The sequence below is a fragment of the Enterococcus sp. AZ015 genome (assembly GCF_050499225.1).
GTDB lineage: Bacteria > Bacillota > Bacilli > Lactobacillales > Enterococcaceae > Enterococcus_D > Enterococcus_D entomosocium.
The window spans coordinates 478,549-493,082 of the sequence record NZ_JBMHEX010000001.1 but is presented as its reverse complement, the minus strand read 5'-3'; the positions used below and the strand labels follow the sequence as shown (position 1 = coordinate 493,082).

Below are 14,534 nucleotides of genomic sequence, written 5' to 3'. Positions count from 1 at the left end.
ATACTAAAAAAAGAGTTTCTCAAAAAAAATGGAAAAACTCTTCTTCGTTCGTGTCTTCGCTTATTTTGTCAGTGCTTGTAAACTGCGCAAATAAATTTCAAGATTCATCCGCAGATCGGCAACCGCCATGTACTCATCTTGGTTATGAGCGATCCCTTTTTGCCCTGGAAAAGACGGACCAAAAGCAAGGATATTTGGTATCTTGCGGGCATAGGTTGCTCCTGTAGTGGTCACGGGGGTTGGATCATTGCCCGTTACTTGGTGATAGATCATCGATAGCGTTTGGATTTCGGGGGTATCTTTTGATCGGCAGAACCCCGGAATGCTGCGAAGGATCGTAAGGCTTGCCCCTTCTGGCAATGCCTCTTGCACCCCAGCAAGCACTTGTTCCTCCGTTACGGATACCGGATAGCGAAAGGCCACTTCTAACGCTAGTCCACTGGCAGACTTTTGGAGGACCACAGGGGTCAAGATCAATTTTCCTGAGTCGGCATCTTCTAGTACCAAATCAATGCCTTCGCCATAGTGCTGCTGGTGAAAACTTTGGGTGATCCACTGCAAAGCTGCTTGCACGGACGGTGTCGCCGCTAGTTGCGGTGCTGCTTGCTGCGCAAGTTTTGTAATGGCGTTGTCCCCTAGCTCAGGGGCATTGCTAGGGGAGCGTTTGCCTAGTGCTTCAAAGGACTGGCTGCCTATGGTTACCGATAGGTGGTCTGGTACATGATCGCGGAATTGATCGCCAGAAAACGTCGCTAACAGCTGCTGTTCTTGGGCGGGCAATGGAAAATCAAGTTGCACATTGACGACACCTCGTTCGCCGTAAACCACTGGATACTTGCAGTCTGGCGTAAAACCAAAACGCGGTGGCTGCTCAACCGCTAGATAATGCGGGATATCCGACATGCCGCTTTCTTCATCTGTACCGAAAATGATCCGCAGCGGTAATTGCGGTTGATGCCCAAGGTCTTTCAACAATTTCATGGCAAACAAACAGCTGATGATCGGGCCTTTGTTGTCTAAGATCCCTCGGCCATAAAAGTTGCCGTCCTTTTCAGTTAGTGCAAACGGTGGGTAGCTCCAGCCAGAACCTGCCGGGACGACATCCAAGTGTCCTAACACACCGATATAGTCGGTATCGGTTGGTCCCCAATGGGCATAGCCGATCGCATCATCAATGACCGTTGTTTGAAACCCGTATACTGCGCTTTTTTCCATGATGTATGCTAACACTTCTCGTGGTCCCTTGCCATAAGGCGCATGGGGCCTCGGCTCACCTTTGACGCTTGCGATCTGCATCACTTCGTCCAAAAGCGTGAGAAATTCTAGCCAATTGGCTTCAATACTTGCTGTGAGTGGATCCATTGTCTTCACCTCTAAAGGATTGATTTTATTTTTGACGCACTAATGTATTTTTGAAGGTATATTTGTCTGCTCGGTAATAGGATGTATCGTATAAGATCGGTTTGGCTGATGCGGAATAGGTCATCGAATGGACCAAAAGCATCGGTTCCTCTTGAGGCACCTGCAAAAGTTTCGCAATATCGGCAGGACTTTTCACAGCTTCCACCTCTTGATGGGAATAACCAATCTCGATGTTGGCTTCAATGACTTGATACAAAGACGACTCTAATTGAGCTTTCGTGAGTTCTGCGGTGTCTTCTTGCAGATAGCGTTTCAGTACGTAAAGATTTTCCACCGTCATCGGCTCATCATCAAAGTAACGCAAGCGCACCAAATAAACGGTCGGTTCCTTGGCGTAATCGCCAAACAGCTGCCCAATCTCTATCGGGAGCTCTTTGACGGTTTCGATATGCAGAACTTCCGTACGGGTCTTTTTCCCTTGGATCTTTGCAGTTTCAGTAAAACTTTGGAGCCCGCCAGAGCCGCTTTGGATCTTGGGCTGTTTCATGACATAGGTTCCTTTGCCTTTTTCTTTCACTAACAAATTCTGGCCAATCAATAGATCGATGGCTTTGCGCACCGTTAAACGGCTGCACTGAAATTCCTCTGCTAAATCATAATCGGAAGGAAGCTTTTGGCTCGTCACGTACGTACCTTCATGAACCCGTTGCGCAATCTGCTGGGCAACTTCTTGAAATACTGCTTGTTTTTTCAACGTCTCTCCTACTTTCTTTCACTTTGCTACCATTCATAAAACGATCGATTGGCACTGACGCCAGAAGAAACACTGACAAATGCTTGTTCATCGATTCCTTGGATCATGCCTTCGACAGTCTTGAGTTCTCTATGGGAAATGACCAGTAATAATAGTTTTTTCTGTTGATGATCAAATCCACCTTCGACATCGTTGATGACCGTGATGCCTCGCTGCAAAGCACATTGCAACGTCGTAATGACGGGTTCTGCTTTTTCTGTAACGACCAGCAGCTGCACACGCCGCTGTTTCAGGTTGACGTAGTCGACCATCCGCCCACTGATGAAGAAGGAAATGGCACTATAAAAAGCATAAGGCCAGCCAAAGATCAGCCCAGCTGCTAGCTGCAAACTGACATTGAAGCCGATAAAGAAACTGCCGATACTTCTACCAGTGGCTTTTTTCACTAAAATCCCTAAAATATCAAGCCCACCCGTTGAAAAATCGTCGTTCAATGTCAAGCCCACCGACACCCCGTGCAGCAATCCGCCGAACACGGCACAGATCACCGGATCGGTCGTTAAAGCAATGACCGGAACCACCTTCATCATAACAGAAGACAGGACGACGGTACAAACCGTCATGATGGTAAATTCTCGATCGATTTTGACCCAAGCAACCGCTAACAATGGTGCATTAAAAAAAAGCACCAAAAGCGGGATCGAAAGCTGCAGATTCAACTGCTCGTCTAAAAGCTGCGACAACAATTGCGACAAACCAGTGATCCCACTCGCATAAATATTTCCCGGCAGCCAAAAGAGATTTAAAGCAATCGACGACAACAATGCATAGATCAAAGCAACAAGCATTCGTTTTCTATAACGTGCCATGTTTTTCCTCCTCCACTTCGCTTTTAGTATATATCATTAAGTATATACTGTCACGCAAAAAAAGCAGGCGAAATGAGGGGAAAAGCAGGAACGAAGCAATGTAAAAAAACGCCAAAATCAAGAGATAAAACGTTGGTATCAAAGGTTTTTTAAGATTTTTTTAAAGCGAGTAAATCACTTGAAATTCGCTAAAAAATGAATAAAATAAAAAGTGTAAAAACAAAAGAACAAAGAAAGGATGATTCTTATGACACATGAGATTGTGCCACGCCGCTCAGATTCATACAGTATGACACCTTTTGATTTCTTTGAAGATTTTGGCCGCAGTTTTTTTGATGGGTTTCCATCGAACCTGATCAAAACCGATATTCACGAGAATGACAATGAATTTCTCGTTGAAGCAGAACTGCCTGGCATCCCTAAGGAAAATATTCAAGTAACCTATGAGAATGGGGTTTTAACGATTACGGGACAACACCAGACGGATCATGCGACCGAAGATGAAAAAGGACGTCTGGTTCGCAGCGAGCGCAGCTTGACAAGCGTTCGACGGCAATACCTGTTAGAAAACGTCAAAGAGGATGAAATCAAGGCCTCTTACGCTGAAGGAATTTTGAAATTGACGTTGCCAAAAGATCAAGGCAAACAAGCGTCAAAGAAACTGATTCCGATCGAGTAGCGAAGGCAATCAAAACACTGCAGCAAAACGAGCGATCTCTGTTTTGCTGCGGTGCTTGTTTTATTTTAGAAACTGTCCGACTACTAAAAAAACGCACCATCGCTTCTGAGAAAGCGACGGTGCGTTTGTGCTTATTCTTTGGTTTCGTCTTGGATGCTCGTTGCGTCTTCGACATCAGCTGGTTCGATTTGTGTCTCAACGGATGCAACAGTTCCAGGTTTCACTGTGCGGATCGCTGAACGATCAAACTCTAAGAAAATTCCTTCACAGTCGATGATCACGGTGCTTTTTTCTGTGTTGACTTCAGAAAGAACGCCGTGGAGTCCGCCGATGGTTACGACTTCATCGCCAGCTTTCATATTTTCTAAAAGATTTTTACGCTCTTGCTGTTGTTTCTTTTGTGAACGACTCATAAAGAACCACATTGCCACTAAAGCAACCAGCATAAAGAGCATTGGTAAAGATTGTGCCATTTTTTTCACCTCGATTTATTTTCTTTCCTATAAGATACTTTATCAGAATTCCTCTATTATTCCCACCATTTTAGTAGAGAATGTTAGAAATTCCTCGCATTTTCCTTGTTGAACCCATACTCTTCAATAAAATGCTCACGGAACTCCAATAAGTTGTCATCCATGATGGCTTGACGGACATTTTTCATCAGATTCAATAAGAAGTAGACATTGTGGTAAGACGTCAAACGCATACCAAAGGTTTCATCACATTTGATCAAGTGGCGGATGTACGCACGAGAATAGTTTTTACATGTATAGCAATCACACTTCTCGTCGATTGGTCGAAAGTCACGGGCATATTGCGCATTTTTCACGACTAAACGGCCTTTTGAAGTCATACAGGTACCGTTTCTTGCGATCCGTGTTGGTAAAACGCAGTCGAACATATCGACACCGCGAATCACGCCATCGATCAAGGAGTCCGCTGCCCCAACGCCCATCAGGTAACGTGGTTTATTTTCTGGGATCCAAGGAGTCGTAAATTCCAACACGCGATTCATTTCCGCTTTTGGTTCGCCAACTGACAGGCCGCCGATGGAATAACCTGGGAAGTCCATACTGATCAAGTCTTGGGCACTTTGCTTGCGCAAGTCTTCAAAGCCTGCACCTTGAATGATCCCAAACAAGCCTTGACGATCTGGATTGGCATGAGCTTTCAAGCCACGTTCTGCCCAGCGAGACGTCCGTTCCACCGATTTTTTGACGTAGTCATAGCTTTCATCAAATGGCGGACACTCATCAAAACTCATCATGATATCTGATCCTAATTTGTTTTGGATATCAATCGCTTTTTCAGGAGATAAAAACATTTTCGACCCATTCAAATGGTTTTTGAAATGGACACCTTCTTCGACGATGTTGCGCATTTCGGCTAATGAAAAGACTTGGAAACCACCTGAATCTGTTAAGATCGGTTGATCCCAATTCATAAATTTATGTAAGCCGCCTGCTTCTGCAACAATGTCTTCTCCTGGACGCAACCACAAGTGATAGGTATTGCTTAAAATGACGCCTGCACCCATTTCTTTCAACTCTTCAGGGGCAAGGGTTTTAACCGTTGCTAATGTGCCGACTGGCATGAACATTGGCGTTGGAAAGGTTCCGTGAGGCGTGATCAGTTCGCCTAAACGGGCACCGGTATGCTTTTCTTTCTTTATCAGACGATAACGAATGGCTGGTTCCGTCATTCATTTCCCTACTTTCTCTCTAAACTCAATTAACTGTGCAACGCTATCTATGATAAGGGTTGCCCTTACATTTTGCAAGGAAGTTTAAAGAAACTAAGAGTATTTTCTCCTAGTTATGCGAAACGTCTATTACTTTTTTTTGAAGATTTAGCGAAAGTTTGCTATCATGTTATTTATATTGAAGGGAGGTTTTTTGAAATGAAATCAAATAGAGAACTAAAAGCAGAAGCAAAAGCAATCCTGAGAGGCCGCTGGAAAGACAGTGTTTTGATGTGTATTGTACCGACTTTGATCTCGATCGCTATCGCACTCGTCATTATCGTTCTTGCTGTTATTCCATTGTATCAAAGCGGTATGTTTAATGATCTTGGTTCCACTGATGCAGTCAATTCCGCAGGAGGAAGTGGCGGCGGCAGTGGTGGCGGTTTGATCAGCGGTCTATTTTCTGCCTTATTCGGTGCTGGGATCTCTTGGACTTTCCTTGACATTTTACGCGGTAAGAAGCAATCGATCCAGCCTTTTTCTGATGTCTTTCGCGGCTTCAGTGGCGCTTTCGTGTTAGGGATCATCGTCATCTATATTCTGTCGACTATTTTCACGACACTGTGGACATTCCTGTTTATCATTCCAGGGATCATTAAAGCTTATTCTTATTCTCAAGCGTATTTTGTCTTTTATGATACCTATGAAGAAACCGGCATGCGGCCAGATTTTCTCAGCTGTATCACGGGGAGCCGTCATTTAATGAAAGGCTACAAAGGTCAACTGTTCATCCTTGATCTGAGCTTCATCGGCTGGCACATTTTGGCCATCATGACAGCAGGAATTGGCTACTTATGGTTGACGCCATACATCAGTGCAACCAAAGCAGCATTCTATGACAATCTGCCTAAACGAGCACTTGCTTAAAAGATCGGTTCGCCGGTCTTTTTTTTTGAAGAAAAGAATCGTTTTCTTTTGCAAACGCTTCCGTTTCGTGTTATAGTATACGTGTAAGGAAGGTAGCAACTCTGTTGGTGGTTTTCGTAAATATCGCAAACTCAATCTACTAAAAGTTGTTGAACGTACAAGTTTCACCTAGTACCAAACGTGTAAAGTAACAAGAAGAAAAACGTAACAAGGATCGAACATTTCCATATCGAAAAATGATACGTCTCATTTTGTATCGGAATACACGAAACATGTGTAAGTTTGTAAATGAAAACAAATTTTCGAGAAACATTGCTTTGCATGGACCACAAAAAGCGACCACCACTTATACCTTCCTCTAGTAGTAAGCTGGGCGACAAAAAAAAGCAGTTCTAAAAGTTGAGAAATTGATTCAACTTAAAGAGCCGCTTACGTCGCTCAGTTTTTTTGTTTATTTTAAGAACATCGCATCGCCAAAGCTAAAGAAGCGATATCGCTCATCGATGGCATGCTGGTAGGCAGAAAGTGTTAGGTCGCGTCCTGCAAAGGCACTGACTAACATCACTAAGGTTGATTTTGGTAGGTGGAAGTTAGTAGAGAAAGCTTCCACGATTTTAAACTGATAGCCTGGCGTGATAAAAATACTCGTCCACCCACTATCGGCTTTGATTTGCCCATCAAACTTGGTCCCAATGGTTTCTAATGTACGGATCGAAGTCGTTCCGACTGCAACGATCTTGCCACCATTTGCCCGAACCTCGTTCAATTGCGCAGCAGCTTCTTCTGTCAAACGGTAAAATTCGCTGTGCATCTCATGATCAGCGATATTATCGACACTGACTGGACGAAACGTTCCTAAACCAACGTGCAAAGTCAGATAAACCAGCTTGACGCCTTTTGCGGCGATCTGCTCCAGCAATTCTGGGGTAAAATGCAAGCCGGCAGTTGGTGCGGCAGCTGAGCCGTTTTCTTTGGCATAAACCGTTTGATAGCGGTCTGGGTCTTCTAGCCGTTCTTTGATGTAAGGCGGTAACGGCATTTCGCCAAGTGATTCCAGAATCTCTAAAAAGATTCCTTTGTATTGAAAACGAATGATCCGGCCGCCGTGATCGAGCTCTTCTTCCACCACTGCCTCTAATCGTCCGTCGCCGAAGGTGATCTTCGTGCCGACTTTGGCTCTTTTGGCTGGCTTGATCAAGGTTTCCCACGTATCCCCTTCAATATTGTTCAGTAAAAGGATTTCCAGATGGGCACCTGTTTCTTGTTTTTCGCCATAGATACGAGCTGGTAATACCCGCGTATCATTCATCACCAAAGCATCCCCTGGCTCCAATTCATCAATGATGTTATAGAAGTGCTTGTCCTCAAATTTGCCAGTCTCGCGGTCAACCACTAATAAACGGGAACTTGAGCGATCGCTTAATGGCGTTTGAGCGATCAGTTCTTCCGGTAAGTCAAAATCAAAATCTTCAGTTGTAAGCATGTTGTTCCTCTCTTTCCCTAAATTCTTCTCTATTCTAGCATGTTTTTATAAAAATTGAAAAAACAGCTTTTAATTCTGCCCTTTCTTAGAAAAAAATAAAGAGACTGCTGCTAAGGCCTTCAGCAAAAAAGCACCCCTTTTCCCAATGAAAAATAACGACATATTTTCGCTGCTTCTTTTCTCTATGCATCGCTCCTTAATTTGGACTTGCTTATGGCGCTATTTTCGTTTTTGTCTATACAATTATGAAAAAAATGGGCAGATTATTTGAATAACACGTGACTTTTCGGCATACTTAGTACAGATTCTAAGCCATTATTCAGATTGCTTAAATAAAAATAGAGGTGACATCATGATTGAGTTTCAGCAGGTATCCAAAATTTACAAAGGTGGTAAAGTCGCTGTTGAAGATGTGAATCTTTCCTTTGAAAAAGGCGAATTCATTTGCTTCATCGGGACAAGTGGTAGCGGAAAGACGACTTGTATGCGGATGATCAACCGTATGACGGATCCTTCTAAAGGAAAAATCTTGATCAATGGAAAAAGCGTTACAGAGATCAACCCAGTGGAGTTACGCCGTCAAATCGGCTATGTGATCCAAAGCATCGGTTTGATGCCTCACATGACGATTCGGGAAAACATCACATTGGTTCAAAAATTGTTAAAAGTCAGCCAAGAAGAACGCAACAAAACTGCCGAGCGTATGATCGACTTAGTGGAATTGCCACGAGAAATGCTCGACCGTTACCCCAACGAATTGTCTGGAGGGCAACAGCAACGGATCGGTGTTGTCCGTGCCTTGGCAGCTGACCAAGATGTCATTTTAATGGATGAGCCTTTTGGCGCACTAGACCCAATCACTCGTGACTCCTTACAAGATTTGGTTAAAGACTTGCAAGAACGGCTTGGAAAAACCGTCGTCTTCGTTACCCATGATATGGACGAAGCATTGAAGCTTGCTAGCCGTATCGTGATCATGAGTGAAGGAAAAGTCATTCAATTTGATACACCAGAAAATATTCTGCAACACCCAGCAACACCGTTTGTGGAAGAATTGATCGGTGAAGACCGCTTGTTACAAGCAAAACCTGACACGACGCCAGTCAAAGACGTAATGTTAAATACCCCGATCGCTATCACACCAGAAAAATCCATACAAGAAGCGATTCACTTGATGCGGGAAAAACGGGTCGATACCTTGCTTGTTACCGACAATAGCAACGTGCTAAAAGGCTACATCGATGTCGAATCCATCGACCGCAACCGTGGCAAAGTTACTAGTGTCGGCGATATCTTGAACAAAGATGTCTTTTTCGTTCGCGAAACCGCCTTGTTGCGGGATACCTTGCAACGCATCTTAAAACGCGGCTTAAAATATGTCCCAGTAGTAGATGCCGACAAACATTTAGTTGGGATTTTGACCCGTGCTTCCTTAGTTGATATCGTTTATGACGTGATTTGGGGCGATGAGCCATCGATCATGGAAGCCATTGAGTCGGCGAAACCTGAAGAAACTGAGGAGGTCTAGCGCATGCAAAGCTTCTTTAATGAATATGGCGGCCAATTGGTCACCAAAAGTCTTGAACATTTGTATATTTCCTTTGCGGCTTTGCTCTTAGGGATTCTTGTTGCCGTACCGATCGGTGTGATCTTGACCCGTTTCCCCAAAGCAGCAACGATCGTGATCGGCATCACCAGTGCGCTGCAAACCGTGCCTTCTTTGGCCCTATTGGCATTGATGATCCCGATTTTAGGTGTCGGAAAAGTCCCTGCTATCGTCGCTCTTTTCATTTATTCCTTGTTGCCGATTTTGCGAAATACCTACATTGGAATGAAAAAAGTCGATTGGAATTACCGCGATGTTGCCAAAGGGATGGGGATGACCAACTTGCAGTCGATCATCAGTGTGGAATTACCCCTAGCGATCCCAACGATCATGGCAGGGATCCGCTTATCGGCCGTGTATGTTTTAGCCTGGGCTACCTTGGCTTCTTACATCGGTGCCGGTGGACTTGGTGATTTGATCTTTAGCGGACTAAACAACTACCAACCGCCTTTGATTTTTGCTGGGACGATTCCAGTGACGATCTTTGCTTTATTAGCTGACTGGTTACTGGGTTTGTTAGAAAACAAACTGACACCAGCTGCCTTAAGGGGGGATGCGTAATGAAAAAAACTTCAAAATTAGCGCTGTTGTTTTCCTTAAGTGTCGCTTTACTGTCCGGCTGTTCCTTTCCCGGTTTAGCCTCGACTTCTGATGAGAATACCGTGGCGATCACAGGCGGGATCACTTCCGAAGCCCAAATTCTTGGCGCGGTGGTTGCCGGTATGGTCGAACACTATACGGATAAAAACACAACCGTCATTAACAACTTAGCAACAACGACCATCAATCACCAAGCGATGATGAATGGCGATGCGTCGATCTCAGCTGCCCGCTACACAGGAACTGACTTGACCACTACGTTAGGGTTGGAACCAGAATCTGATCCGCAAGCCGCCTTTGACAAAGTCAAATCAGAATTTGAGAAACGATACCAACAGACTTGGTTCCCATCTTACGGCTTTGATAACACATATGTCTTTCTTGTCAGGAAAGACACTGCTGAAAAATACGGATTGGAAAAAGTCAGTGACTTGAAAGATGTCGCAGATCAATTGGTCGCAGGGGTCGATACCGCGTGGATCACACGGGTCGGCGATGGGTACGATGGCTTCCAGGAAGCCTATGGATTCTCTTTCCAAAATATCCTACCGATGCAGATCGGTCTCGTCTATGATGCTGTTGATAACGGAAAAATGGATATCGTTTTAGGGTACTCAACCGACGGCCGGATCGGCAGTTACGATCTCGTGATGCTAGAAGATGATCTAAACTTCTTCCCGCCTTATGATGCCGCACCGATCGTCGATGACAAATTATTGAAAGAAACACCTGAAATCGGCGATGCCCTGAACAAATTAGCAGGCAAAATTGATACCGAAAAAATGCAAGAATTGAATTACCAAGTGGATAATGACCTTCTAGAACCAACGGTAGTTGCCGAACGTTTCTTAGAAGAAAATAATTACTTCGAAGGAGAGTGACGAAATGGCAGACATGAATTTATTCCAACAATTTCTTTTCTATTTTCAAGAAAATGGCGGCTATGTTTTTGCCCAGTTCATTCGTCACTTCTTGATTTCAATCTACGGGGTACTTTTTGCCTCGATCGTCGGCATTCCAATCGGGATCTTGATTTCTAAAAAAATGCGTTTGGCAGATTGGGTGATTCGTTTCGCCAATATCATCCAGACGATTCCATCTTTAGCGATGATCTCGATTTTAATGATCGGCATGGGCTTAGGTGTGAATGTCGTGATTTTAACGATTTTCCTTTATTCTTTGTTACCGATCATCAAAAATACCTATACCGGCATGCGCCAAGTCGACCGCAATACGTTAGATGTCGGCAAAGGGATGGGGATGACTAGCTGGCAACGATTGTATATGATCGAATTGCCATTGTCTGTTTCGGTGATCATGGCAGGGATTCGAAACGCCTTAGTCGTGGCGATCGGTATCACCGCCATTGGCGCTTTCGTTGGTGCTGGTGGACTGGGGGACATCATCATCCGTGGAACCAATGCGACGGATGGTGCATCGATCATCTTAGCCGGTGCTTTACCAACTGCCTTGATGGCGATCATTACGGATCTTGGGCTAAGCTTTATTGAACGCCGCTTAGATCCAGCCAGCCGTACTTCACGCTAAACTTATTTGCAAAAAGCAAAAGCCGTTGTGACCATTTATTGGTCGCAACGGCTTTTTTGGTTCGGTCATTTTTCAGGAAAGTATCGCTTCAGTCGCTTCCCTTCTTAGGGTTAACGCCCTGCTCTTTTCGCTATTTATCCATTCCGTATACTTCGACTTCATAGATTCGGGCTGCTGAGTCTGCTCCTTGTGTTGGTTTATCGATACTGATTTTTACATATTGCACCTTCTTGACGGCAAACGTATTGGTGCTAGTGCCAGCTTCATTTTTCAACGTTCGTGAAACTGGCTCATAGTCTTTGCCATCTTCACTGACGAGCACCGTATACGCCCGCGTATTCATGTCTGGGCCTTCTCCACCAGCTTCCGCATGGGCGAGGCGTACTTCACTGACCGTTTGTGGCCGACCGAGATCGATCATCAGCTCATGAGGCGCATTGCCTGTCGCACACCACTTCGTACTCAAATCACCATCGAGGGCAAAAGCTGGTGCTTCGGCATCATTGACAAACGATGAAGCAGTTGCTTCGGCATCTTTTGAAAGCAGCAGCAACTCTTTCGGCGCATCAGCAGAAATCGTGATCAATCCCGCCATTTCCAGAGGGGTCTCTCCTGCTTCGTTTTTGGCAACAAGCGTGACTTTGTAGGTACCTGGTTCCGAATAGGTCACTTGGGGATTTTCTTCTGTACTGCTGGTGATATCGCCGCCCTCAAACGTCCATTCGAATGCTTCAGCATTCGCAGATGAGGTATTCGTGAAGGTGATCGTTTCCCCCGGTGCCGCCAAGGTTCTAGAGGCTGTAAAGGCCGCTTTTGGCAGCTGATTGTTCGGCCAAGTGATCTCCACCGTATCGGATAACTTGCCACGATTGCCATAGCAATCCACTGCCACCACCGCGAACTTGGTTTTCGTTCCTTTTGGACGTTCAACGGCATTCAAATAGTGGTTGGTTGCTGGCGTAGCTGCTAAGAAAGAGCGTGAGCCGTCATCGTTCAATTGGTAGACCTCATAAACTGCAGCTGTCGTGTCCTTGGCAGCTTCCCACGTTAAACGGACACCCGCATAGTTGCCCTCTTCTTCATCAAAAAGCACATCCTCAACCGTCAATGCTTCGGCAGCGAATTTCTCCGCTTTCTGATCTCCGATCGTTAATTGCCCTAAATTCAATTCATAGACATCACTGGTTTCTTTCGTGGTTATGTCATAACCGATCGCTGTCACTTCTCCTTTGATGTCTTTCAATGAGTAGGTGATCGTCGTCCAGTCTGTTGCGACCTCTTTGTCTCCTTTGATCGTTTGTGTTGAACCATCAGCTAAAGTCACGACCAAATCAAGAGCTGTCGGTACCGTTGCTTTGACAGTCGTCGTCAGCTTCGTCTTTTTCGTCACAGGAAATGCTGTCTGATACAATGCCATGTGACTGGTACTGCCTTTTGTCATCTGTCCACGTAGTTTCAGTGCATTTCCGCCATTATAGGCATCCGCATAATTGATTGATACAGCCAAATCATTGTCTTTTCCATGGTCAAAGACCCAACGATAGGTCGGCAAAACAGCTTGCAAGCTTCGGTTGTTCCAATTGCGGCTGGACACTTTTTCTCCCTCGATAAAATAGTTGTAGCCATTCCCCAGACTAAAATTCGTCACAAAAGGCAGCTCTGTGATAGCGGTCTGTTCTAGGGCATAGGTGGAGATCCCAGGCCACTCTGTCGCTTCTGGCAGCTGGCTTTCCCGAGGATCACCCGTGTTATTGACCCAAAAAGCATTATCTTTGCTTTGGAAATCATCCGGCGTACTAGCAGAAGAATAGGTCCAGCTAGGTACATACAGGCCCAATGAGGTATAAGGAACGCCTTTTTCATCCGTAAACAGATCCCAGCGCACAGGCGTTGAATAGCCATTTTCTTGCACATCGATCCCAGCAAAAAGATCGTAAGGATCGACACCGATTTCACGGGCTTTTTCATTGGAGGCCTTCAACAGCTCTTTGTCCGCCAATTTGTCAGTGGTCCACCAGAAATTCAAGAACATACTATCTGCCAATGGGTTCATCTCTGCATCCACTAAATAGGCTTTGTTCTTATCCGTCAAAGCGTTTTGCCAATCCATTTTCCCATCACTCGTCATGGAATCATACCACATGATCTCTAAATGCTCGTCGGCTTGTTCTTTGAATTGGGCGATCAGTTCTTGCATCGCTTTGGCGTGGCTTTCATTTAGTCCTTTACCATCATTCCCCGATTGTTCAACACCTTCCGCTGCATCATCAAAACTAGTGACCGCCGTATCGGTTTCTTGGTTGATGAACCAGCCATCAAAGCCATACGTATTGGCAACTTCGATCATTTTTTCTACGATCGGAAAATTGCCGTCCTCATCCTTAGCTAAAAACGTATCTAGCCATTCCAGCTTCCCACCATGGGCAGTTTGCGGAAAGAAGATCGTTCCTAAAACCGGCACGCCATTCCTATGAGCAGCATCCGTTACATCAGGACTTGGCGGTACGATGATCCCTTCGCCAGAAGAGCCGCCCCAATAAACCAATTGATCAATGTATTGCCAATAAGAAAAGACATTGGCATCAAAGGTATTGATCCCACGTGGTGCATTGCCGCTCGTACTGCTATTCATGATCGAAAGCGCCACGACTTTGGTTTCTGCCGTTTGCGTGTCATTCATCTTCGGCAACGTCTCTTTAGCTGCCCGCTGCGCTAATGGAACAACGCTGGTATTGTATTTCGCATCTGGATCTTTTTCAAAAGACCATGCCAACAAATCCTCTGGGAACCAATAAGACGACTCCGGTTGATTGTCCATCGCTTTTTCCAACGTACTTTTGGCTGTTTCTTGGTAAACGACTTTTCCAGTTGTCTTCGCCTCACTTTGGGTGCAGCCGCCGATTGCCGTTGCCGCTGCCAATAACAACAAAGATACACCAACTTTACTGATTTTCCTTGTCACACTTCTTCCTCCTTGTTTTACATAAACCCGCCAACATTCCTACACTAAAACGATAACGCT

Annotated in this window: 13 protein-coding genes; 6 read left to right on the top strand and 7 right to left on the bottom strand. The window is 45.0% G+C overall.

Annotated elements, in window-relative coordinates:
- Positions 1–60: 60 nt before the first annotated feature.
- The 3 genes from IGK85_RS02320 to IGK85_RS02310 are packed head-to-tail and all read right to left on the bottom strand — an operon-like array spanning position 61 to position 2,985.
- The gene (locus IGK85_RS02320; protein WP_008376065.1) at positions 61–1,362 is read right to left on the bottom strand and encodes a Sapep family Mn(2+)-dependent dipeptidase; all 1,302 of its coding nucleotides are present in this window, start codon (positions 1,360–1,362) and stop codon (positions 61–63) included.
- 25 nt (positions 1,363–1,387) lie between these two features.
- Positions 1,388–2,116: a GntR family transcriptional regulator, LSA1692 subfamily gene (locus IGK85_RS02315; RefSeq protein ID WP_008376067.1), complete on the bottom strand. Its 729-nt coding sequence runs from the start codon at positions 2,114–2,116 to the stop codon at positions 1,388–1,390.
- Positions 2,117–2,142: 26 nt separating this feature from the next.
- Positions 2,143–2,985 carry a YitT family protein gene (locus IGK85_RS02310; protein WP_005227341.1) on the bottom strand — a complete coding sequence of 281 codons (843 nt, stop codon included), beginning with the start codon at positions 2,983–2,985 and terminating at the stop codon, positions 2,143–2,145.
- A 247-nt stretch (positions 2,986–3,232) separates the two neighbouring features.
- Here IGK85_RS02310 and IGK85_RS02305 point away from each other — a divergent pair, with 247 nt between their 5' ends.
- Positions 3,233–3,664 (top strand): Hsp20/alpha crystallin family protein, encoded by a 432-nt coding sequence (locus IGK85_RS02305; RefSeq protein WP_008376072.1) that lies wholly within the window; start codon positions 3,233–3,235, stop codon positions 3,662–3,664.
- Between the two features lie 131 nt (positions 3,665–3,795).
- On the opposite strand, the gene yajC is transcribed toward IGK85_RS02305, so the two are convergent.
- Together yajC and tgt are read right to left on the bottom strand one after the other, a co-directional pair.
- The gene (gene yajC / locus IGK85_RS02300) at positions 3,796–4,137 is read right to left on the bottom strand and encodes a preprotein translocase subunit YajC (RefSeq protein ID WP_005232170.1); all 342 of its coding nucleotides are present in this window, start codon (positions 4,135–4,137) and stop codon (positions 3,796–3,798) included.
- Positions 4,138–4,220: 83 nt separating this feature from the next.
- On the bottom strand, positions 4,221–5,366 hold the full coding sequence (gene tgt / locus IGK85_RS02295; RefSeq protein WP_005227333.1) for a tRNA guanosine(34) transglycosylase Tgt: 1,146 nt from the start codon (positions 5,364–5,366) through the stop codon (positions 4,221–4,223).
- A 198-nt stretch (positions 5,367–5,564) separates the two neighbouring features.
- Between tgt and IGK85_RS02290 the strand changes: the two genes are divergently transcribed.
- Positions 5,565–6,275, top strand: a complete 711-nt coding sequence (locus tag IGK85_RS02290) for a DUF975 family protein (RefSeq protein ID WP_008376075.1) — start codon at positions 5,565–5,567, stop codon at positions 6,273–6,275.
- A 451-nt stretch (positions 6,276–6,726) separates the two neighbouring features.
- Here IGK85_RS02290 and queA read toward each other — a convergent pair whose 3' ends face one another.
- A complete protein-coding gene (gene queA / locus IGK85_RS02285; protein WP_008376077.1) occupies positions 6,727–7,758 on the bottom strand; it encodes a tRNA preQ1(34) S-adenosylmethionine ribosyltransferase-isomerase QueA in 1,032 nt (343 codons plus the stop codon).
- 352 nt (positions 7,759–8,110) lie between these two features.
- On the opposite strand from queA, the gene IGK85_RS02280 reads away from it, so the two are divergent.
- From IGK85_RS02280 to IGK85_RS02265, 4 genes are read left to right on the top strand one after another with little or no spacing between them, the layout of a single operon-like run.
- On the top strand, positions 8,111–9,286 hold the full coding sequence (locus IGK85_RS02280; RefSeq protein WP_008376079.1) for a betaine/proline/choline family ABC transporter ATP-binding protein: 1,176 nt from the start codon (positions 8,111–8,113) through the stop codon (positions 9,284–9,286).
- A 3-nt stretch (positions 9,287–9,289) separates the two neighbouring features.
- The gene (locus IGK85_RS02275) at positions 9,290–9,925 is read left to right on the top strand and encodes an ABC transporter permease (protein ID WP_005227319.1); all 636 of its coding nucleotides are present in this window, start codon (positions 9,290–9,292) and stop codon (positions 9,923–9,925) included.
- A complete protein-coding gene (locus IGK85_RS02270; protein ID WP_008376082.1) occupies positions 9,925–10,845 on the top strand; it encodes an osmoprotectant ABC transporter substrate-binding protein in 921 nt (306 codons plus the stop codon). Before IGK85_RS02275 ends, IGK85_RS02270 begins: the two co-directional genes overlap by 1 nt.
- A 4-nt stretch (positions 10,846–10,849) precedes the next feature.
- Complete coding sequence (locus tag IGK85_RS02265; RefSeq protein WP_005227316.1) at positions 10,850–11,512, top strand: ABC transporter permease; 663 nt, start codon at positions 10,850–10,852, stop codon at positions 11,510–11,512.
- 130 nt (positions 11,513–11,642) lie between these two features.
- Here the strand turns inward: IGK85_RS02265 and IGK85_RS02260 are convergent, their stop codons facing one another.
- Positions 11,643–14,474, bottom strand: a complete 2,832-nt coding sequence (locus tag IGK85_RS02260) for an endo-beta-N-acetylglucosaminidase (protein ID WP_008376085.1) — start codon at positions 14,472–14,474, stop codon at positions 11,643–11,645.
- Positions 14,475–14,534 lie beyond the last annotated feature (60 nt).